This window comes from Nocardioides sp. NBC_00368 (genome assembly GCF_036090055.1).
GTDB lineage: Bacteria > Actinomycetota > Actinomycetes > Propionibacteriales > Nocardioidaceae > Nocardioides.
This window is the reverse complement of sequence record NZ_CP107970.1, coordinates 4,185,194-4,202,891: the sequence shown is the minus strand read 5'-3', so window position 1 is coordinate 4,202,891 and position 17,698 is coordinate 4,185,194. Positions and strand designations below refer to the sequence as shown.

Sequence of the window (17,698 nt, the reverse complement as noted above, 5' to 3'; positions counted from 1 at the left end):
CGTAGGACCGTCCGGTCGTTCCCAGAGGGCGAGTAGTCCTACGAACAGCGTGTTACACGTGGAACCAACCCAGCAGGAGCCGACTCCATGACCACCCTCCCCGCCGTCGTACGCCACGACGACCTGCCCAGCAGGATCACGATCTACGAGGTCGGTGCGCGTGACGGCCTCCAGAACGAGAAGACGGCGATCGACACCGGCGTCAAGGCGGACCTGATCACCCGGCTGCTCGACGCCGGGCTGAGCCCGGTGGAGGCGACGAGCTTCGTGCACCCGAAGTGGGTGCCGCAGCTGGCCGACGCCAAGGAGCTGATGACGGAGCTGGTCGATCGGCTCGGCGACAGGGCGCGAGAGCTCCCCGTGCTGGTCCCCAACGAGAAGGGTCTCGACCGTGCGCTCGAGCTCGGGCTGAGGCACATCGCGATCTTCGGCAGCGCGACGGAGACGTTCGCCAACAAGAACCTCAACCAGACCTTCGACGGCCAGTGGGCGATGTTCGAGCCGACGATGAACCGGGCCAAGGACGCGAACATGACCGTCCGCGGCTACCTCAGCATGTGCTTCGGCGACCCGTGGGAGGGGCAGGTCGAGATCGCGAAGGTGGTCGAGGCCGGAAAGCGGCTCCTCGATCTCGGCGCCGACGAGCTCAGCCTCGGCGACACGATCGGCGTCGCGACGGCCGGCCACGTGAAGGCGCTGATCAGCGCCTTCGCACAGGAGGGCGTCACGACCGACCGGCTCGCGCTGCACTTCCACGACACGTACGGTCAGGCGCTGGCCAACACCCTCGCCGGGCTGCAGTGCGGCGTGACCACCTACGACGCCAGCGCCGGCGGTCTGGGCGGTTGCCCCTACGCCAAGAGCGCGACCGGCAACCTGGCCACCGAGGATCTGCTCTGGATGCTCGACGGTCTGGGGATCGAGCACGGGGTCGACCTCGACAAGGTCGCCGACACCAGCCGATGGCTCGCCGACCATCTCGGTAGGCCGAGTCCCTCGGCCGTCGTACGCGCCCTGCGCTCGTAGCTGGCAACACGCCCTAGACTGCACCCAAGAGTGACGGCCGGGTGACAAAAGACGGACCGCCGCGACAATCTCTACTAACTTGGTGCAGAATAGCGGGACCATGGCGCGCAAAGTCTTTCTCCACGTCGGCGCTCCGAAGACGGGCACGACGTACCTCCAGGACAGGTTGTTCCACAACCGGGTGTCCCTGGAGAAGCATGGTGTCTTCTACCCGGTCGGCAGCCAGCCCGACTTCTTCCGGCCGGCGCTCGACCTGATCGACCGTCCCTGGGGCGGGATGAGGAAGACCGTCCACGGCGAGTGGGACGCGCTGGTCAAGCGCGTGCGCCGCCACGAGTCCGAGACGATCCTGATCAGCCACCACCTCTTCGCCGGCGCCAGGCCCGACCGGGTGGAGAAGGCGATGACCGACCTCGGCGAGGGCGGTCGCACCGAGGTGCACATCGTCTACACCGCCCGCGATGTCGCGCGCGTGCTGGCCGCGGAGTGGCAGGACCAGGTGCAGCGCGAGCGCAAGGTGACCTTCGCGCGCTATCTCGAGCGGATGCAGACCGCGAAGCAGTCCCGTTCGGCCGCCTGGTTCTGGCGTACGCACGGCCTGCCCGACGTGCTCAGCCGGTGGGGCCGCAACCTGCCGCCGGAGCGGGTTCACCTCGTCACCGTGCCGCACGACGGAGCGCCGAGCGAGGTGCTCTGGCGCCGGTTCTGCGAGGTCGTCGGCATCGAGGAGGCCTGGACCCCGGTCGACAGCGACCGCCACAACCAGTCGCTCGGCCGTGCCGAGGCGACGCTGCTGCGCCGGCTCAACGCGCGGCTCGAGTCGCAGGAGCTGCCCCGCGAGGACTACCGCCATCTGGTCACCGAGGTGATCGCCAAGCACACCCTCGCCCACCGCGAGGGCCGCGAGCGGGTCACCCTGCCGCCCTCTGCCTTCGACTGGGCCGACCAGGTCGCCGAGTCGTGGATCGAGTGGGCCGAGCTGGCCAAGGTCGACGTCGCCGGCGACCTCGACGACCTCCGCCCGCAGCGGCCCGAGGCCGACGTGGAGTGGGTCGACCCGGACGCGCCGCGCACCAAGGACGTCGCCGACGCCGCGATCGACGCCCTGGTCGCGGTCGTGGTCGAGGCTGCCCGCACCGACCCGCCCCAGCGCCCGGTCGCGTCTCGTGCCGCCCGGGTCATGCGCCGGGTCCGGGGGCGACGCTCCTGATGCCGACACCCACGAGGGGTTGGGGTTGGGCCGCACACCTGCGCGAGGGTGGGACGACCCCGTGGTCATCCTGGTCAGAGCCCGCCGTGCCCTTCACGACCGACCACCTGCCGGGTGCCGAGATGCTCGAGCTGCTGCGGCAGCTCAACGAGACGGGACCGTCCGAGCCCTCCCGGGTCGACGCCCTGCTGCGTACGAGCCCGCCGGGCCGCGGTCGTCGTGACCTGCCGCTGCTCGGCGACACCGAGACGAGGACGTACGGTCCGCTGCCGGTGGACCCGGAGACGCTGTCGCCGCGCGAGCTGCTGAGGGCGGCGAGCGTGCGGCTTGCCGAGGATCTGCTGGACACCGTGGACCCGACGCCCGCGCCGCGCCCGCGACGGTGGCCGCGTCGGCGTAAGAAGACCGAGCCTGAGCAGCAGCGATTCCCCTATCGGCTGGTCGGCTCCCCATGGCTCACGCTGCCCATCCGCGAGGAGCTGGAGCGGCAGGGGAGGCTGCCCGGCGGCGACGGCTTCACGGTCTACGTCCTCGGCGGGCCGCTGGACGAGATCGCTGCCGCCGCGTGGAGGTTCCGCACCTTCACCAACCGGGTCAACCCCTGGCACATCTGGATGCGCGACGCCCAGTGGCGCGGTTGGTTCGGCCCGCGTGCCGACCTGCCCCGGATCGCCCGCTGGTGGGCCGGACGGGTCGGGAAGCACCGCGTCGAGATCGTCACCGACCGGGCTCTGTTGCCCGGCCTGTTCGGCGTCGACATCCTGCCCGGGCCCTGGTCGATCTCGGCCGAGGGCCACGAGGTCGCCCGCGTGATCGGGCAGGTGCTCAGCGTACGCACCGACCTGGAGACCCAGCGCAAGCTGCTGATCGACCAGCTGCGACCCCGGTTGGAGAAGCTCGAACCGCTCCTTCCGGGCGCCCGGGAGGTCGGCGTACCCGAGGAAAGTTTGGATTGGGTCGAAACACAGGCGCGGGCCCAACGTGATGCATTGGTGGAAGCCGGATACGCTCTCCACGGAGACCCTGACCGGCTCCTCCCCTCGGGGAGGGCGACGCAGGGTCCCGATGAGCGCCGGGCGCTGGCGCTCGCGTTGTCATTGCTGGCGGGGCGTTCCTAGAGGAGTAGAACGTTGGAGACTGGGCGGCGCGTGCTGCTTCATGTCGGCACCCCGAAGACGGGCACTTCCTATCTTCAAGACGTCCTCTTCCACAATCGGGAGTCCCTCGCCGAGCAGGGGGTCCACTACTTCGCCGAGCGCTTCGACGCCCACTTCCTGGCGGCCCTCGACCTGATGGACCTGCCCTGGGGCGGCATCGAGGAGGAGGCGACCGGCGCCTGGGACGCCCTTGCGGAGAAGGTGCGCGAGGTCGAGAACGGCACCGTGATCATCTCCCACGAGATCCTGGCGAGCGCGTCGTGGCAGCAGGCCAAGCACGCGCTGGACTCGCTGGGCGACGCCGAGATCCACATCATGCTCTCCGCGCGCGACCTCGCCCGGCAGATCCCCGCCGAGTGGCAGGAGAACGTCAAGCACCGCTCGGTCGTGACCTACGCCGAGTTCCTCGACGAGATCCGTGACCCGGCCCGCGAGGGGCGCATCGGGTCGTGGTTCTGGGGCGTCCAGGAGCTGCCCGACATCCTCGACCGCTGGACCCAGGGCATCCCGCCCGAGCGCGTCCACCTGATCACCGTCCCGCCGCCGGGATCGCCGTCGACGCTGCTGTGGGAGCGGTTCTCGACCGCCTTCGGTCTCGACGACCTGACCATCGACTTCGAGGGGATCGACCGCGGCAACCCGTCGCTCGGCGTGCCCGAGGCCGCTCTGCTCCGCGAGATCAACCTGACCGTCGTGCCGGTGCTCGAGCCGGCCGACTACCGGCCTTTCGTACGTGAGTTCCTGGCCCACCGCACGCTGGCCAAGCGCCGCGACTCCGCCCGTCTGGCGCTCTCCCCCTCGATCCTGCCCTGGGTCGAGTCGCTCTCCGAGGGCTGGGTCAAGGCGCTGTCGGGACGCGGCTACGACGTGGTCGGCGGGCTCGAGGAGCTCCTCGTTCCCGACGACCTGGCGGACAAGCCGTTCGTCGACCCCGACACCGTCTCCCCACGCGAGGTCCTCGACGCCGGCGTCGCCACGATCGACGCGCTCCTCCAGGAGGCCATCCGGCTGCGCACGTCGGAGGCTCGGCTGGAGGACGAGGTCGCCGAGCTGCGCGCCGAGCTGGAGCACACCCGGTCGCTGATCCCGAAGCAGCGTGCGCGCGAGGGTCTCCAGCGGCGCTGGTGGGGCCGGGCCGTGCTGAAGGTCTATCGCCTCGTCCGGCGCTAACCGTCAGCTGCTCAGAGGAGCGTCTCGAGCGCTCCCGCGGCGCGGGCCCGGTCGAGGACGTGGACCCGGTCCCAGGAGCCGTCGGCGTCGCCGAACGTGGCTGCGGTGAGGAGCCGCGGCTGGTCGTCGAGCCAGCGGTGCCAGTGACGGTCGAAGGACTCCGAACGGACCAGCCGCCCGCGTGCGTACTGGCCGTCGATCGCGGCCACTCGTGGCACGTCGATCATGACCAGCGACGTACGCCAGCCGCGGGCGCGGGCGATCCGGCCGAGCAGCTCACGCCGGCCGGGCCGGGTGGCCGGGTCGTGGACGAGGAGCGTGCGGTGCCCGGCCGTCGGGCCGAGCACGACGAGGACCAGGGTCGCGATCGCGTGCCACAGGTGCACCAGTGGCCGGTAGAGGCGGTAGGGCACCTCCGGCAGCCGCGCCGCGAACCATCGCGTCGCCGTCTCCGGGTCGAGGGTGCGTACGTCGTGGTGCCGGTCGGCCACCTGACGGATCAGGGTGCTCTTGCCGGCGCCGGGTACGCCGCCCAGGAGGAGCAGATGCGGCCGCTCGTCGACCCCGGCAGCGCGGGCCGGGCTGATCGGGGCGAGAGTCGTGTCGAGGGTCATCTGCTGCTCCTCCCAAGCGGACACCAACAGTGTGGAGTCCTGTGCTCAGAGGAACGTCGGACGGACCTGTGAAGTTCCTGTGAGCCGGAGGGTCAGCGGTTGTCGGCGGGGCGCGGCAGCAGCTCCCGCGAGGCGTAGCGACCGATCTGGTAGGTCATCCAGCCGTCGGTGCCGGCGCCGACGACACCGCCGACCAGCGGCACCCGCTTGGCCACCATCGAGACCATCCGCTTGCCGGCGACGCGGCCGATCAGCTCCTGGGCCACCTCGGCGGCGACGAGGTCGTCGACCGCGCGGTCGTAGGCCGGTGCCGTCGCTACGGCCATCGGTGGAGCGGGGATCTTCCTGTCCCGGATCTGCTTGCTGACCTTCTCCTCGCTCAGGAGGGTGAGCAGGATGGCGTTGCGGACGCGCGGATCGGTCAGGTCGTAGCCCCGCAGATGCGCGATCGCGGCCACCATGCGGCACTGGATGATCGCCATCCCGGTGATGTTGGCCGGGAGGGTCAGCGCCTGGGTGACCAGACCGCCGATGTTGGTCGCGAAGCCACCCACGCCGGCGAGTCGCACGTGGTTGTCGATGATGTGCTTCACCGCGAGCTCGACGTCGTTGTCATGGTCTTTGAGGTGCTTCTCGGCGGCCGCAGCAGCAGCCGGGAGCGGACCGACCCCGACGATCGCGTGGTGCAGCGCCTGTCGGACCACGTTCGTGGTGACGCCCGGCGCGGACTGGATGACCTTGGGTGCGAGCCGGCCAGCCGCACTGGTGAGCACTGACTTGGGACCGATCATGAGGCAAATCTTAAGTGTGTGGTGGTTGCGGCCGTACGGGGCGATAACGTTTCGTCGTGGCGAATCTTGGGGGTCCGATCGAACCGGAGCCGTCGCCGTGGGCCTTCGCCGACCTTCGGGACCCAGGCGCCGGCCACGGTGGGGCTGATCTGGACGATCTGGTGGGCATGGGCGCGGACGTCGCGCCCGGGACACTCCTGGCCGCGTACCGGCACGGGATCTTCCCGATGCCCGGGGAGTCCCCGCGTGACCCGATGATGTGGTTCTCGCCGGTCAAGCGGGGCGTACTGCCGCTGGACGGGCTCGTCGTCTCTCGATCCTTGCGCCGGTCGGTGCGGGACTTCGAGATCAGGATCGACACCAGCTTCGACGAGGTGGTGGCATCCTGCGCCGACCCGCGACGGCCGCACGGCTGGATCGACAGGCGGATCCGGCGGGCCTACGGCAACCTGCATCGGCTCGGCTGGGCGCACTCGGTCGAGGCCTGGCAGGACGGCCGTCTGGTCGGCGGTCTCTACGGGGTCGCCATCGGCGGTCTCTTCGCCGGGGAGTCGATGTTCCACCGGGTGCGCGACGCGTCCAAGGTCGCCCTGGTGGGGTTGGTCACCGCGCTGCAGGAGGCGGGGTCGATCGACCAGCGGATCCTGGACGTGCAGTGGCGCACCGACCATCTCGCCTCGCTCGGCGTCATCGAGATGGACCGCAACGACTACCTCGACCGCCTGGAGAAGGCGCTCAGACTGCCGCTGCCGGAGGCGTTCGGCGGTCCCTCGCTGGACGGGTCCTAGAGGACGTACGCCTCGGCGCCGGTCTCGCTGACCATCGGTCGCCCGGCGGCGGCCCAGTCGAGCATGCCACCGGCGAGGTTGACGACCTCGAAGCCCTGCTGGGCGAGGTAGTTGACCGCCTGGGCGCTGCGTCCGCCGACCTTGCAGACCACCAGGGTCTGGCCCTCGGGAAGGTCACCGAGGCGCGCCGGGAGCTGCTGGAGCGGGATGTGGGTCGCACCCTCGATGTGTCCGGCGGCCCACTCGTCGTCCTCGCGGACGTCGAGGACTGCCACGGGCAGGGGATCGGGCACGCCGGCGATCTCGACGGTGGGGATGGTCACTCGTGAATCCTACTTGAGAAGGCGGGACATCCGCCGATCGGCGAGCGGCTTCCCGCCGGTCTGGCACGTGGGGCAGTACTGCAGGCTCGAGTCGGCGAAGCTCACCTCGAGGATCGTGGAACCGCAGGCCGGACACTTCTTGCCCGCCTTGCCGTGCACGGCGAGGTTGGACTTCTTCTCGCCCTTGAGCTCGCTCATCGCCAGGCCGGAGTCGCGCTCGACGGCTTCCTCGAGGGTCGTCCGCAGGGCGTTGTAGAGACTCTCCGACTCCTCGTCGGTCATCTCGGCGGGTTTGAAGGGCGACATCTTCGCCGCCCACAGGATCTCGTCGGAGTAGGCGTTGCCGATGCCCGCGATGATCGACTGCATCCGCAGCACGCCCTTGATCTGCTTACGGCCCTGGCCCGCGAGGATCTCGCGGAAGCGGGCCAGGGTGAAGTCGTCGGCGAGCGGGTCGGGACCCAACGAGGCGACTCCGGGGACGTCCTGCGGGTCGTGGACGACGTAGAGCGCCAGACGCTTCTTGGTGCCGCCCTCGGTGATGTCCAGCCCGGTGTCGTCGTCGAGCACGACCCGGATCGCCAGCCCCGACTTCGACCCCGGTCGTGGTGGCGTCGCCGGGACCTCGTCGCGCCATCGGATCCAGCCCCCGCGAGCGAGGTGGAGCACCAGGTGGATGCCGCTGGCCTCGATGTCGATGAACTTGCCGTGGCGGGTCACGTTGTCGACGAGCGTGCCCTCGACCGCGGTCAGCGGCGGATCGTAGGTCTTCAGTGCGCTGAACTGCGCGACGTGCACCTTCGTGATCGCACGGTCCTCGAGGCGCCCGCGCAGGTCCTCGGCGAGTGCTTCCACCTCGGGGAGTTCCGGCATGTCCGCGAGTCTAGATCGTCACGCTTGCGCACGGGGAGGAAATCCGACTATCATCGAACACACGTTCGACGCCAGCGATCGATGTAGGAGTCTGCGCCTTTCTAAGATTGATCCTAGAAAGGCGAATAGAGACCTACGCTCGCAAATGATGTGCCTCGCTAGCGAAATCTAAGACGCGCCCTATATATGCGGATACCGTCTGATCATGGACCCCATCCGCAATCCGTACGCTCCCGGCGCCGGCCAGCGGCCCCCGGAGCTCGCTGGTCGTAACGAGCAGCTCGGGCAGTTCGACGTGGTGCTGGAGCGGGTGGCGCGCGGCCGCCCGGAGCGGTCGCTGGTGCTCACCGGGCTGCGCGGCGTCGGCAAGACGGTCCTGCTCAACACCCTGCGCTCCGCGGCGGTCCGCAAGGGCTGGGGCACCGGGAAGATGGAGGCGCGACCCGACCAGTCGCTGCGCCGGCCGCTGTCGAGCGCGCTTCATCAGGCGGTGCGCGAGCTGGGCCATCCGAACTCCGACGACGTCGACCATGTGCTCGGCGTGATCCGGAGCTTCGCCCAGCGGGAAGCGGGTCCCAACGCGAAGCTGCGCGAGCAGTGGTCGCCGGGCATCGAGGCGCCGGCGGTGCGGGGCCGGGCCGACTCCGGTGACATAGAGATCGATCTGGTCGAGCTGCTCACCGACGTCGGTGGGCTCGCCGCCGACGTCGGCAAGGGCGTCGGGGTCTTCATCGACGAGATGCAGGACCTCGGTCCGGACGACGTCTCCGCGATGTGTGCGGCCTGCCACGAGATCAGCCAGTCGGGGCTGCCGGTGATCGTCGTCGGCGCCGGGCTTCCGCACCTGCCGGCCGTGCTCTCGGCGAGCAAGTCCTACTCCGAGCGGCTCTTCTCCTACCAGCGCATCGACCGCCTCGAGCGGGAGGCCGCCGACCGGGCCCTCGCCGCGCCCGCGGGCGAGGAGGAGGCCGAGTTCGAGGCCGACGCCCTCGCGGAGATGTACGCCGCCACCGGCGGTTACCCCTACTTCATCCAGGCCTACGGCAAGACCGTGTGGGACCAGGCACCTCGCTCCCCGATCACGGCCGAGGACGTGAAGGTCGCGGCTCCCGAGGCCGAGCGCGAGCTGGCGGTCGGCTTCTTCGGGTCCCGCTACGAGCGCGCCACCCCCGCCGAGCGGGACTACCTGCGCGCGATGGCCGACGCTGCCGTCGAGCTCGGTGCCGACGACATCGGCACCGTCGCGACCGCCGACGTCGCTGCCTTCCTCAACAAGAAGCCGCAGTCGCTCTCCCCTGCGCGTGACGCGTTGATGAAGAAGGGACTGATCTACTCCGGTGAACGCGGCCGGATCGCCTTCACCGTCCCTCACTTCGGTCGCTACCTGCGCCAGCAGGGCTGAGGATGATCGGGTCATCGGTCACGTTCGCGAAGGCCGTATGACCCTCCCCGCAGCCTGGCGAAATGCCGCAGCGTGGTGACACCATCACCTGCGAAGGGAAGTCCGATGGCGCACTCCGAGACCCTTGCCGTCGGCGACATCGACCCCGGCGCATCCCGTTCGACGCATCCCGCGCTGGTGTTCCTCGGGGCATCCGGCACGGTGACCGGAAGCCGGTTCCTGGTCACGGACGGCTCCGATCGGCTGCTGGTCGATGCCGGCCTCTACCAGGGGTTGCGCGAGCTGCGGCGGCTCAACTGGGCTCCGTTCCCGGTGCCGCCCGCGGAGATCGACGCCGTCGTGCTGACCCACGCCCACCTCGACCACACCGGCTACCTGCCACGGCTGGTGAGCGACGGCTTCTCCGGTGAGGTGCTGTGCACGCCGGGCACCGCCTCGCTCACCGCCATCGTGCTCCGCGACAGCGCCCACCTCCAGGAGGAGGATGCGCGCTATGCCAACGAGGGCGGCTGGACGAAGCACGACCCGGCCCTGCCGCTCTACACCTCGGCAGACGTGGAACGGACGCTGGAGCGCCTGCACCCGGTGGCGTTCGGAGAGCCTCGGCCGGTCGACGGGATGACCGTGACGCTGCAGCGCGCCGGCCACATCCTGGGCTCTTCGGTGGCGGTGGTCGACGTCGGTGGTGAGCGGGTGGTGTTCAGCGGTGACCTGGGCCGCCCGGGTCACCCGATCCTGCGGTCACCCGCCACACCTCCCGCAGCCTCGGCGATGGTGCTCGAGTCGACCTACGGCGATCGACGGCATCCGCCGGCCGACCCCGATGCTCTCGCCGACACCGTACGCCGCACGGTGGACCGGGGTGGTGTCGTGCTGATCCCGGCGTTCGCGGTGGACCGGACCGAGCTGGTGCTGCTCGAGCTGCTCCGGCTCCGCCGTGCGGGCCTGATCCCGCAGGTCCCGATCTTCGTCGACAGCCCGATGGCCCTGGCCGCGCTGGACGTGTACCGGGCGGCGCTGAGTGCGCACAGCGACGAGCTCAACAGCAAGCGTGCGGCGCCGCTGCAGGACCTCGAGCATCTCGAGGTCTACCGGATCCGGGACGCCGCCGCCTCCGAGCAGCTCAATCGCCCCAAGAGTCCGTGCATCATCATCTCCGCCTCCGGCATGGCCACCGGCGGCCGCGTCGTCCACCACCTGCTCCGCCAGCTCCCCGATCCCCGCAACAGCGTCGTGCTCACGGGCTATCAGGCGCAGGGCACCCGCGGCAGGCAGCTGATCGAGGGTGCCCGGGCGGTCAAGATGCACGGCCGGTACGTCCCGGTCCGGGCGGAAGTGGTCGCGATCTCGGACTTCAGCGTGCACGCCGACGCCGACGAGCTGGTCGCATGGGTCGCCTCGGCGCCCGAGCTTCCCCAGACCGTCTACGTCGTGCACGGCGAGCCCCCGTCGTCCCGGGCTCTGGCGGACCGGATCCAGGACGAGCTCGGGATCGTGGCCGTGGTTCCCCGTCTGGGTGAGCGAGTGCTCCTGGGGTCGTGAGGCCCGGTCGGTCTCACCGGTGCTGTTGCGGCCCGGCCTCGTGCTCGAAATGCTCCACGAAGGCGTCCGAGCCCGGGAACACCAACGCCTCATGGCCGTTGTCGGACCAACGTACGACGTAGGGCGGGCTGCCGTCGTCGTGGCGGACTTCGAGGATCTCGGCGTCTCGCACGGGCTCGCCGACGTTGTGGCCACGGACCACCAGTCGGTCACCGACTGCTGCGTACATCATCTCGGGTCTCCATCCTTCTTCAGTTGCGCTTGCGCAGCCGGTTCATCTGGCGCGCGATGCTGGCCTCGCTCGGATCGCCCGCCAGGTACACGTCCCAGACGTTCATCACGAGGCCGATCCCCCACAGGAGCAGGACGATCAGCGGCCAGAAGAACGAGTCCGGCGTGAGGATCGCCCAGATTCCCGCGAGCGCCCCGTTCACCAGGACGTACACGAGAAAGTGACCAGCCAGGTCCCGGCGCTTCTTCAGGCGCTTGACGGCGGCGAGGCGCAACTCCTCCTCCGACGCGATCGCCGGCGGTTCGGTCCGCTCCTCAGCCGAGGTGTTCCAGTCATCCATGGTGACGTCCCCCTTCGGTCGGTTGTCCCACGTTCGTCCTCGACGCTAGGAGCCGGCCATGCCCGGAGCAGCGGTCCAAAGGCCCCCTTCGGTGAGTCCTCGGACCCGGCGGCCCGGCGTGACGCGCCGGCTCCGCCTCCGGATCGGGGACCACCGTCCCCCGGTCCGGGAAGTTCGTCCCTCCACGGTGGGATGTGGCAGCCCCTAGCGTCGACGGCAAACGCAGTCGTGGACGTACCGGGAAAGGTGGGATCGCCATGACGATCATCTGGTTCATCGTCTGGTTCATCGCGAACATCGTGGGGGCCCACGAGCCCCTCCAGCTGGACCCGGTCAACGTCTGGACCGGCACCCTGATCCTTGCGATCGCTCTGGACCTGGGCGGGTCGCATGCGGGAACCGTGTCGTCGAGGCGAGAGCGATGAGCGCAACGGGCGCCGGTGTGATCGCGCCGGCGCCCGCGTGGCGACGTACGGTGGGGGTCGTCTCCGCGTTGACCGGTGCGGCCGCGGCGGTCGGATCGGTGCAGCTGGTCACGGGCACCTTCACCCCGCCGGTCAGCGACCTACGGCCGCTCGGGCTGGAGTCGTGGGTGCTGCCCGGTCTGTGGCTGGCGGCAAGCGTTGCGGTCCCATGCCTCGGCACCGCCGTCCTGGCGTGGCGGCGATCGACTCGGATGGGTCCGGCGGCGGTCGGAGCCGGCGTGCTGCTCATCGTGGAGCTGGCGGTCCAGATGCCCTTCGTCGGCCTCGATCCCCTTCAGGGAGTCATGGGGACGGTTGCGGTCTCGTTGGTGGGCCTGGGGTGGTCGAGCGCCCGGCGGTCGGGGACCAAGGACCAGCCCTAGCGGCACTTCGTCTCTGGGGAAGCCCCGTCGTCGCGTCGGATGCTCGACCGAGACAAGAGGAGACAGTCATGGCACATCCTGTGGTGCACTTCGAGATCGCCGGCCCGGACGGGGAGCGACTCATCGAGTTCTATCGAGACCTGTTCGGCTGGGAGATCCAGGGGGCCGGCCCCGACTACTGGCTCGTGACGGCCGGTAAGGAGGGAATCGGTGGCGGCGTGATGCAGACCCGCGACGAGATGCCCTCCTACGTCACCGTGTACGTCGCGACCGACGACCTCGAGGCCAGCCTCCGTCGCGCCGGGGAGCTGGGTGGCGAGACCGTCGTGCCGCCCATGGAGATCCCCGGTACCGGGTCCTTCGCCATGTTCCGCGACCCCAGCGGCAACACCATCGGCCTGTTCCGTGAGTGACGGGCCCGGACGCCAGAGAGAGGTTCGACCGATGACGAGTGAACGAGCCGCGGAGTCTCTCCCGGACCGACCGCGCTGGACTGCTGGGCGGGTCATCGCCGTCGTGGCGGGCAGTGTCCTCCTGCTGATCGCGTTCGGTCTCATCGCCGGTGGCGGCGCCCTGGCCGTGGCCTCGGCCCAGCGAGACGCAGACGGCTACCTGATGACCGACGAGACGACGATCTCAGCCCCCGGCTACGCGATCACCACGGAGAAGATCACCATCGAGACCGACGCCGGAGTCGACGTTCCCGGTCGGCTGATCGGCGACACCAAGCTGGTCGTCACCTCGGCCGAGGAGGGACCGCTGTTCGTCGGCCTCGCTCCCTCGGCAGAGGTGGACGCCTTCCTCGCCGACGTCGGACATTCGACGATCGACGGCTTCGACGGCCGACGCCCGACGTACGACGTCGTGGACGGCGGTTCGCCCGCGATGCTTCCCGCGGAAGCCGGCTTCTGGACCGCCTCGACGGCCGGCGCCGGGACCCGGACGCTGACCTGGGAGGTCGAGTCGGGCGACTGGACCCTCGTCGTGATGAACGCCGACGGGCATGCTCCGGTGACCGCTGAGGCGGCCGTCGGCGCCACCCTGCCGGCGCTCGGCACGGCGATCGGTGTGCTGCTCGGGTCCGGTGGCGTACTCCTGCTGGTGGCGCTCGCCCTGCTGCTCGGGGGAGTGCTGTCGGCGAGTCGCGTGGAACATCGGACGCCGGCGCCGGCCGGGTGACGTGTTCCTCACGCGTGAATAGGGTCGCCGACGACCGGGCGTTCCCGGCCGGTGACTGCCGCAACGAGCTCGGGCTGACCGAGGTCACCGACAGGCGTTCCGTTACATCACCGACCCCGGGGTCGACGAGTCCGGCTTCTGGGTGCGCAACATCGCCGTGGGCGGCACCGCGCTGCCCAGCCACACGCTGGACGGCTGGCAGTCGATGTCGCAGGTCAACCCGACACCGGTCGAGGGCTGGACGGTCCAGCTGGTGGCGTACGGCCCGGCGGGCTCGCCCGCGTGGGTGCACACCCTCGCGCTGGACGAGTCGTTCGACGGCAGCCTCGGTGGTGCCGCGCTCGACGCCGTGATCGGTGACACCGCCGAGACCGTGGCGGCGATCGTGATGTTCGACGACCCGACGGAGAGCGCGTCCGACCCGGCGCGCTACACCCTGACGGTCAACGGAGTCACCCAACCGGGCGGCTGAGCAGCCGACCGATGAGCGGGCCGCGGCCGTCGATGACGACGGCCGCGGCCCGCCCCTGCTCTAGCGGTCGCGCCCCGCGGTCTCGAGCAGGCGGAGCCAGATCTCGCTGACGGTCGGGTAGGCGGGGACCGCGTGCCAGAGCCGGTCGAGGGGGACCTCGCCGACGACCGCGATCGTGGCGGCGTGCAGGAGCTCCGCGGTGTCGGGTCCGACGGCGGTGAAGCCGACCAGGGTCTTGCGCTGCTCGTCGATGACCATCCGCGCCTTGCCGCGGTAGCCGTCGGCGTGCAGTGATGCACCGGCGACCGAGCCGAGGTCGTAGTCGACGACGCCGACCTCGATGCCGGCCGCCTCGGCCGACTCGGCGGAGTGTCCGACGGCGACGACCTCGGGGTCGGTGAAGATCACCTGGGTCGTGGCGCGCTCGTCGGCGGTGGCGGCGTGACGCCCCCACGTTGTCAGGTCGGGCTCCTCGCCGCGGGCCTTGGCCGCGATCAGGTCGCCGAGGGCGCGGGCCTGGTACTTCCCGTGGTGGGTCAGCAGCGCCCGATGGTTGACGTCACCGGCGGCGTAGAGCCAGCCGCCCTCGATCGGCCCATCGTCGTCGACCACGGCCAGGGCCTCGTCGACATCGAGCCAGCTGCCTGGCTCGAGGCCGACGTGCTCCAGACCGAGGTCCTTGGTGTTCGGGACCCGACCGGTCGCGACGAGGACCTCGTCCGCCGTGACCTCGGTCCCGTCCGAGAGTGTCAGGTGCACCTCACCGGCGTCGTCGCGTCGGACCTCGTCCGCGCCCGCGTCCAGATGCAGCGTGACCCCGTACGTCCGGAGCGCATCGGCCACCTGCTCACCCGCGAACTTCTCGACTCCCGGCAGGAGCCGGGTGCGCGAGATGAGGGTGACCTGCGACCCGAGCGCGCTGAAGGCCGTCGCCATCTCGGCGCCGACCACACCGCCGCCGATGATCGCCAGGCGGCCGGGGACGGACGTGGCCCCGGCGGCCTCGCGGTTGGTCCAGGGTGAGGCGTCGGCGAGCCCTGGGATCGGCGGGATGAGGGCGGAGCTGCCGGTGGCGATCACCACCGCGTGACGGGCCTGGAGGTCGGTGGTGGTGCCGTCGGCGGCGGTGACCGTGACGGCACGGGGACCGGTGATCCGCCCGTGCCCGCGCACCAGCGTGATCCCGGCGCCGGTCAGCCACTCGACCTGGCCCGAGTCGTCCCAGTTGGCTGCGAACTCGTCGCGCCGGGCGAACACGGCGGCCGGGTCGAGCGTGCCGGTGACCGCCTTGCCGGCGGCCGGAAGCGCCTGGGCGGCGCGCAGCGCCGCCGCGTCCCGGAGCAGCGCCTTCGTCGGCATGCAGGCCCAGTAGGAGCACTCGCCGCCGACGAGCTCGCTCTCGACGATGGCAGCGGTCAGGCCGCCCTGCACCACGCGGTCGGCAACGTTCTCGCCCGTGGGCCCGGCGCCGACGACGATGACGTCGACGGTGAGGTTTCGGCTGGTGCTCGTCATGTCAGTCGACCTTACCGGCGCGCCGGCGCAGGCGAACGGCAGAGATGAGGAAGAAGATGCCGCCCAGCGTGGCATATCCGGCCAGGCCGGTGAGCGACGCGTCGGGGCCGGCGGCCATCAAGATGAATCCGGTCCCGGCGAAGGTCGAGATGCCGCCGCTGAGGATCATCGCCCACTGGCCACCGAGCCGGTAGCGCCGCACCGCGACGAACAGCTGGACAAGGCCGGCGGTGATGGCCCAGGCGCCCCACACGCGGAGGATGCCCGGGATGCCTGAGGTGGCCGCGACGGCGACGCCGACGGCGGTGAGCAGGCTGAGCGCCATGTTGACGTAGAGCAGGACGCGCGGACCGCTGGCGCCCGAGGTGCGGAAGTCGACCACGGCTGCCGCCACGTCGAAGAGCGGATAGATCACCAGGAGCGCGATGCTCACCGGGCCGAGCGTCGACGCGGTGAGGGCGATCAGCACCGCCCACACGATCGCGAACCCGAAGCGGACGAGGTAGAGCTTCGGCAGTCCGCCGGACGGGGTGTTCAGTGTGCCGGAACGGCCGGCCTCTACGGAGGTGGACATCGGATCCCTTTCTCGGACCAGTGCAAGACAGAACGGTCGTTCTACCTGGTTCGACAGTCTGGCACGGCCCGTTCCGACAATGCAAGACCGATCGTTCTGTCTGCTACCGTCGAGGCAACGAGAGAGAGGGATGACGGATGTCTGAGGCCCGGGATCGACTGCTGAGCACGGCGAGTCGGCTCTTCTACACCGAGGGTCTGCACTCGGTCGGAGTCGATCGCGTGATCGCCGAGGCGAGCGTCACGCGGGCGACGCTCTACCGCCACTTCCGGAGCAAGGACGAGCTCGTCGTGGCGTACCTGACGCAGGCCGACGAGGCGATCCGGGCGCGCGTGGACGCGGCCCGTGCGGAGGTGACGGACCCTGACGACCTCATCCGGACCGTAGGCCGGTCGATCACGGACGACATCCGGAGCGAGGGGTTCAGGGGCTGCGCGTTCCTCAACGCCGCGGCCGAGTATCCGGACCCGGAGCACGTGGTTCATCAGGCGGTGCTCCGACACCGGGAGTGGTTCCTGGGCACGATCACCGAGCTCTTCTCCAAGACGGGGAAGCCCGACTCGGAGTTCGCCGGCCGCCACTTCGTGATGCTGCGTGACGGAGCCATGGCCGCCGGATGCCTGACCGATCCGGCGCCGGTCTGCGAGACCTTCCTGCGCGGCCTCGAAGGACTGCTCGCCTACCGCAGCGGACTGAGGTAGGCGAGCAGAAGGGTCAGTTGACGCCGTTGTCGGCGAGGAACTCCTTGGCGACCGTGGCCGGGTCGGCCTTGTCGACCTGGACCTTCGCGAGGGCCTCGGTGAGGTTGTCGGTGGTCAGAGCCTCCGAGACAGCGTTGAGTGCGCTCTCGGCGTCGTCGCTGAGCGCCTCGGAGCGGATCAGCGGGACGATGTTCTGGGCGAGGAAGAGGTTCTTCGGGTCCTCCAGGACGACCCAGTCGTTGGTCGGGATCGCCGAGTCGGTCGTGAACACGTTGGCGACGTCGACGGAGCCCTTCTTCAGGGCCGCGATGGTCAGCGGGCCGCCGGGGTCGGTCGGGGTGACGGACTTGAAGGTGACGCCGTAGACCTTCTCCAGGCCGGGGATGCCCTGGGGACGCTCCTCGAACTCCGGGCTGGCACCGAGGGTGAGGTCCTTGGCCACCGGAGCGAGGTCCTCGATGCTGGTCAGCGAGTACTTCTCGGCGGTCTCCTTGGTCACCGTCAGCGAGTCCTTGTCCTCTGCGGCCGACTGCGGCAGCGTCTGGCTGCCCTCCGGGAGCACGTCCTGGAGTGCGGTGTAGACGTCGTCGGGGGCGGAGACGTTCTCCGGCAGGTTGCCCTCGGTCAGGTAGGACAGCAGGCCGCCGTTGTACTCCGGCAGCAGGTCGATGTCACCGCTCTTGAAGGCCTCCATGTAGACCTCGCGGGAACCGATGTTGGGCTTGGTCTCGACCTCGACGCCCTCGGCCTCGAGAGCCTGGGCGTACATCTCCATCAGCAGCTCGCTCTCGGGGAAGTTGGCAGAGCCGACGACGACCTTGTCGTCGCCCGAATCGGAGTCGGATCCGGAGTCGAGCGGGTCACCGCCGCAGGCGGTCAGAGTGCCTGCCACGGCGAGCGTCGCGAACAGGTACGCGGTGGTGCGGATTCGGCGGGACATGG

At 70.1% G+C, this 17,698-nt stretch carries 22 protein-coding genes; 13 read left to right on the top strand and 9 right to left on the bottom strand.

The window, feature by feature from the left end:
• Positions 1-87: 87 nt before the first annotated feature.
• The 4 genes from OG984_RS20025 to OG984_RS20010 all read left to right on the top strand — a co-directional run bounded on the left by OG984_RS20025 (position 88) and on the right by OG984_RS20010 (position 4,563).
• The gene (locus OG984_RS20025; protein ID WP_328527954.1) at positions 88-1,026 is read left to right on the top strand and encodes a hydroxymethylglutaryl-CoA lyase; all 939 of its coding nucleotides are present in this window, start codon (positions 88-90) and stop codon (positions 1,024-1,026) included.
• Between the two features lie 100 nt (positions 1,027-1,126).
• A complete protein-coding gene (locus tag OG984_RS20020; protein ID WP_328527953.1) occupies positions 1,127-2,236 on the top strand; it encodes a hypothetical protein in 1,110 nt (369 codons plus the stop codon).
• 86 nt (positions 2,237-2,322) lie between these two features.
• On the top strand, positions 2,323-3,354 hold the full coding sequence (locus OG984_RS20015; RefSeq protein WP_328527952.1) for a hypothetical protein: 1,032 nt from the start codon (positions 2,323-2,325) through the stop codon (positions 3,352-3,354).
• Positions 3,355-3,366: 12 nt separating this feature from the next.
• The gene (locus tag OG984_RS20010) at positions 3,367-4,563 is read left to right on the top strand and encodes a hypothetical protein (RefSeq protein WP_328527951.1); all 1,197 of its coding nucleotides are present in this window, start codon (positions 3,367-3,369) and stop codon (positions 4,561-4,563) included.
• Between the two features lie 11 nt (positions 4,564-4,574).
• Here the strand turns inward: OG984_RS20010 and OG984_RS20005 are convergent, their stop codons facing one another.
• Positions 4,575-5,177: an AAA family ATPase gene (locus OG984_RS20005; RefSeq protein WP_328527950.1), complete on the bottom strand. Its 603-nt coding sequence runs from the start codon at positions 5,175-5,177 to the stop codon at positions 4,575-4,577.
• 92 nt (positions 5,178-5,269) lie between these two features.
• Positions 5,270-5,968 carry an EcsC family protein gene (locus OG984_RS20000; RefSeq protein WP_328527949.1) on the bottom strand — a complete coding sequence of 233 codons (699 nt, stop codon included), beginning with the start codon at positions 5,966-5,968 and terminating at the stop codon, positions 5,270-5,272.
• A 56-nt stretch (positions 5,969-6,024) separates the two neighbouring features.
• Here OG984_RS20000 and aat point away from each other — a divergent pair, with 56 nt between their 5' ends.
• Entirely contained in the window at positions 6,025-6,756 is a 732-nt protein-coding gene (gene aat / locus OG984_RS19995) for a leucyl/phenylalanyl-tRNA--protein transferase (RefSeq protein WP_328527948.1), read from the top strand.
• On the opposite strand, the gene OG984_RS19990 is transcribed toward aat, so the two are convergent.
• Positions 6,753-7,079, bottom strand: a complete 327-nt coding sequence (locus OG984_RS19990; protein ID WP_141802158.1) for a rhodanese-like domain-containing protein — start codon at positions 7,077-7,079, stop codon at positions 6,753-6,755. The two genes, aat and OG984_RS19990, sit on opposite strands and share 4 nt — an antisense overlap.
• A gap of 9 nt (positions 7,080-7,088) precedes the next feature.
• Complete coding sequence (locus tag OG984_RS19985) at positions 7,089-7,952, bottom strand: Fpg/Nei family DNA glycosylase (RefSeq protein WP_328527947.1); 864 nt, start codon at positions 7,950-7,952, stop codon at positions 7,089-7,091.
• Between the two features lie 205 nt (positions 7,953-8,157).
• On the opposite strand from OG984_RS19985, the gene OG984_RS19980 reads away from it, so the two are divergent.
• Both OG984_RS19980 and OG984_RS19975 read left to right on the top strand, forming a co-directional pair.
• Positions 8,158-9,354 carry an ATP-binding protein gene (locus tag OG984_RS19980; protein WP_328527946.1) on the top strand — a complete coding sequence of 399 codons (1,197 nt, stop codon included), beginning with the start codon at positions 8,158-8,160 and terminating at the stop codon, positions 9,352-9,354.
• 105 nt (positions 9,355-9,459) lie between these two features.
• Positions 9,460-10,896: an MBL fold metallo-hydrolase gene (locus OG984_RS19975; protein WP_328527945.1), complete on the top strand. Its 1,437-nt coding sequence runs from the start codon at positions 9,460-9,462 to the stop codon at positions 10,894-10,896.
• A 13-nt stretch (positions 10,897-10,909) separates the two neighbouring features.
• On the opposite strand, the gene OG984_RS19970 is transcribed toward OG984_RS19975, so the two are convergent.
• Both OG984_RS19970 and OG984_RS19965 read right to left on the bottom strand, forming a co-directional pair.
• Positions 10,910-11,128 (bottom strand): DUF1918 domain-containing protein, encoded by a 219-nt coding sequence (locus tag OG984_RS19970; protein ID WP_328527944.1) that lies wholly within the window; start codon positions 11,126-11,128, stop codon positions 10,910-10,912.
• Between the two features lie 19 nt (positions 11,129-11,147).
• On the bottom strand, positions 11,148-11,468 hold the full coding sequence (locus OG984_RS19965; protein ID WP_328527943.1) for a 2TM domain-containing protein: 321 nt from the start codon (positions 11,466-11,468) through the stop codon (positions 11,148-11,150).
• A gap of 257 nt (positions 11,469-11,725) precedes the next feature.
• Between OG984_RS19965 and OG984_RS19960 the strand changes: the two genes are divergently transcribed.
• The 5 genes from OG984_RS19960 to OG984_RS19940 all read left to right on the top strand — a co-directional run bounded on the left by OG984_RS19960 (position 11,726) and on the right by OG984_RS19940 (position 13,966).
• Complete coding sequence (locus OG984_RS19960; RefSeq protein WP_008355889.1) at positions 11,726-11,893, top strand: hypothetical protein; 168 nt, start codon at positions 11,726-11,728, stop codon at positions 11,891-11,893.
• A complete protein-coding gene (locus tag OG984_RS19955; RefSeq protein WP_328527942.1) occupies positions 11,890-12,315 on the top strand; it encodes a hypothetical protein in 426 nt (141 codons plus the stop codon). The genes OG984_RS19960 and OG984_RS19955 overlap by 4 nt, the downstream gene beginning before the upstream one ends.
• Before the next feature lie 68 nt (positions 12,316-12,383).
• Complete coding sequence (locus tag OG984_RS19950) at positions 12,384-12,728, top strand: VOC family protein (RefSeq protein ID WP_328527941.1); 345 nt, start codon at positions 12,384-12,386, stop codon at positions 12,726-12,728.
• A 31-nt stretch (positions 12,729-12,759) separates the two neighbouring features.
• Positions 12,760-13,494 (top strand): hypothetical protein, encoded by a 735-nt coding sequence (locus tag OG984_RS19945; protein ID WP_328527940.1) that lies wholly within the window; start codon positions 12,760-12,762, stop codon positions 13,492-13,494.
• 142 nt (positions 13,495-13,636) lie between these two features.
• The gene (locus OG984_RS19940) at positions 13,637-13,966 is read left to right on the top strand and encodes a hypothetical protein (RefSeq protein ID WP_328527939.1); all 330 of its coding nucleotides are present in this window, start codon (positions 13,637-13,639) and stop codon (positions 13,964-13,966) included.
• A 60-nt stretch (positions 13,967-14,026) separates the two neighbouring features.
• Here the strand turns inward: OG984_RS19940 and OG984_RS19935 are convergent, their stop codons facing one another.
• Together OG984_RS19935 and OG984_RS19930 are read right to left on the bottom strand one after the other, a co-directional pair.
• Positions 14,027-15,481, bottom strand: a complete 1,455-nt coding sequence (locus OG984_RS19935; RefSeq protein ID WP_328527938.1) for a dihydrolipoyl dehydrogenase family protein — start codon at positions 15,479-15,481, stop codon at positions 14,027-14,029.
• 1 nt (position 15,482) lies between these two features.
• Positions 15,483-16,055, bottom strand: a complete 573-nt coding sequence (locus OG984_RS19930; RefSeq protein WP_328527937.1) for a hypothetical protein — start codon at positions 16,053-16,055, stop codon at positions 15,483-15,485.
• A gap of 137 nt (positions 16,056-16,192) precedes the next feature.
• Between OG984_RS19930 and OG984_RS19925 the strand changes: the two genes are divergently transcribed.
• A complete protein-coding gene (locus OG984_RS19925) occupies positions 16,193-16,756 on the top strand; it encodes a TetR/AcrR family transcriptional regulator (RefSeq protein WP_328527936.1) in 564 nt (187 codons plus the stop codon).
• A 13-nt stretch (positions 16,757-16,769) separates the two neighbouring features.
• On the opposite strand, the gene OG984_RS19920 is transcribed toward OG984_RS19925, so the two are convergent.
• Positions 16,770-17,696, bottom strand: a complete 927-nt coding sequence (locus OG984_RS19920) for an ABC transporter substrate-binding protein (protein ID WP_328527935.1) — start codon at positions 17,694-17,696, stop codon at positions 16,770-16,772.
• Positions 17,697-17,698 lie beyond the last annotated feature (2 nt).

Excerpts from the sequence above, each read along its gene's own strand:
- OG984_RS19970 (WP_328527944.1), bottom strand. The coding sequence starts at position 11,128 with ATGATGTACGCAGCAGTCGGTGACCGACTGGTGGTCCGTGGCCACAAC.
- OG984_RS19950 (WP_328527941.1), top strand. The coding sequence starts at position 12,384 with ATGGCACATCCTGTGGTGCACTTCGAGATCGCCGGCCCGGACGGGGAG.
- OG984_RS19935 (WP_328527938.1), bottom strand. The coding sequence starts at position 15,481 with ATGACGAGCACCAGCCGAAACCTCACCGTCGACGTCATCGTCGTCGGC.
- OG984_RS20020 (WP_328527953.1), top strand. The coding sequence starts at position 1,127 with ATGGCGCGCAAAGTCTTTCTCCACGTCGGCGCTCCGAAGACGGGCACG.
- OG984_RS19955 (WP_328527942.1), top strand. The coding sequence starts at position 11,890 with ATGAGCGCAACGGGCGCCGGTGTGATCGCGCCGGCGCCCGCGTGGCGA.
- OG984_RS19930 (WP_328527937.1), bottom strand. The coding sequence starts at position 16,055 with ATGTCCACCTCCGTAGAGGCCGGCCGTTCCGGCACACTGAACACCCCG.
- OG984_RS20005 (WP_328527950.1), bottom strand. The coding sequence starts at position 5,177 with ATGACCCTCGACACGACTCTCGCCCCGATCAGCCCGGCCCGCGCTGCC.
- OG984_RS20025 (WP_328527954.1), top strand. The coding sequence starts at position 88 with ATGACCACCCTCCCCGCCGTCGTACGCCACGACGACCTGCCCAGCAGG.
- OG984_RS19920 (WP_328527935.1), bottom strand. The coding sequence starts at position 17,696 with ATGTCCCGCCGAATCCGCACCACCGCGTACCTGTTCGCGACGCTCGCC.
- OG984_RS19975 (WP_328527945.1), top strand. The coding sequence starts at position 9,460 with ATGGCGCACTCCGAGACCCTTGCCGTCGGCGACATCGACCCCGGCGCA.
- OG984_RS19945 (WP_328527940.1), top strand. The coding sequence starts at position 12,760 with ATGACGAGTGAACGAGCCGCGGAGTCTCTCCCGGACCGACCGCGCTGG.
- OG984_RS19980 (WP_328527946.1), top strand. The coding sequence starts at position 8,158 with ATGGACCCCATCCGCAATCCGTACGCTCCCGGCGCCGGCCAGCGGCCC.
- OG984_RS19985 (WP_328527947.1), bottom strand. The coding sequence starts at position 7,952 with ATGCCGGAACTCCCCGAGGTGGAAGCACTCGCCGAGGACCTGCGCGGG.
- OG984_RS19925 (WP_328527936.1), top strand. The coding sequence starts at position 16,193 with ATGTCTGAGGCCCGGGATCGACTGCTGAGCACGGCGAGTCGGCTCTTC.
- OG984_RS19960 (WP_008355889.1), top strand. The coding sequence starts at position 11,726 with ATGACGATCATCTGGTTCATCGTCTGGTTCATCGCGAACATCGTGGGG.
- OG984_RS19965 (WP_328527943.1), bottom strand. The coding sequence starts at position 11,468 with ATGGATGACTGGAACACCTCGGCTGAGGAGCGGACCGAACCGCCGGCG.
- OG984_RS20000 (WP_328527949.1), bottom strand. The coding sequence starts at position 5,968 with ATGATCGGTCCCAAGTCAGTGCTCACCAGTGCGGCTGGCCGGCTCGCA.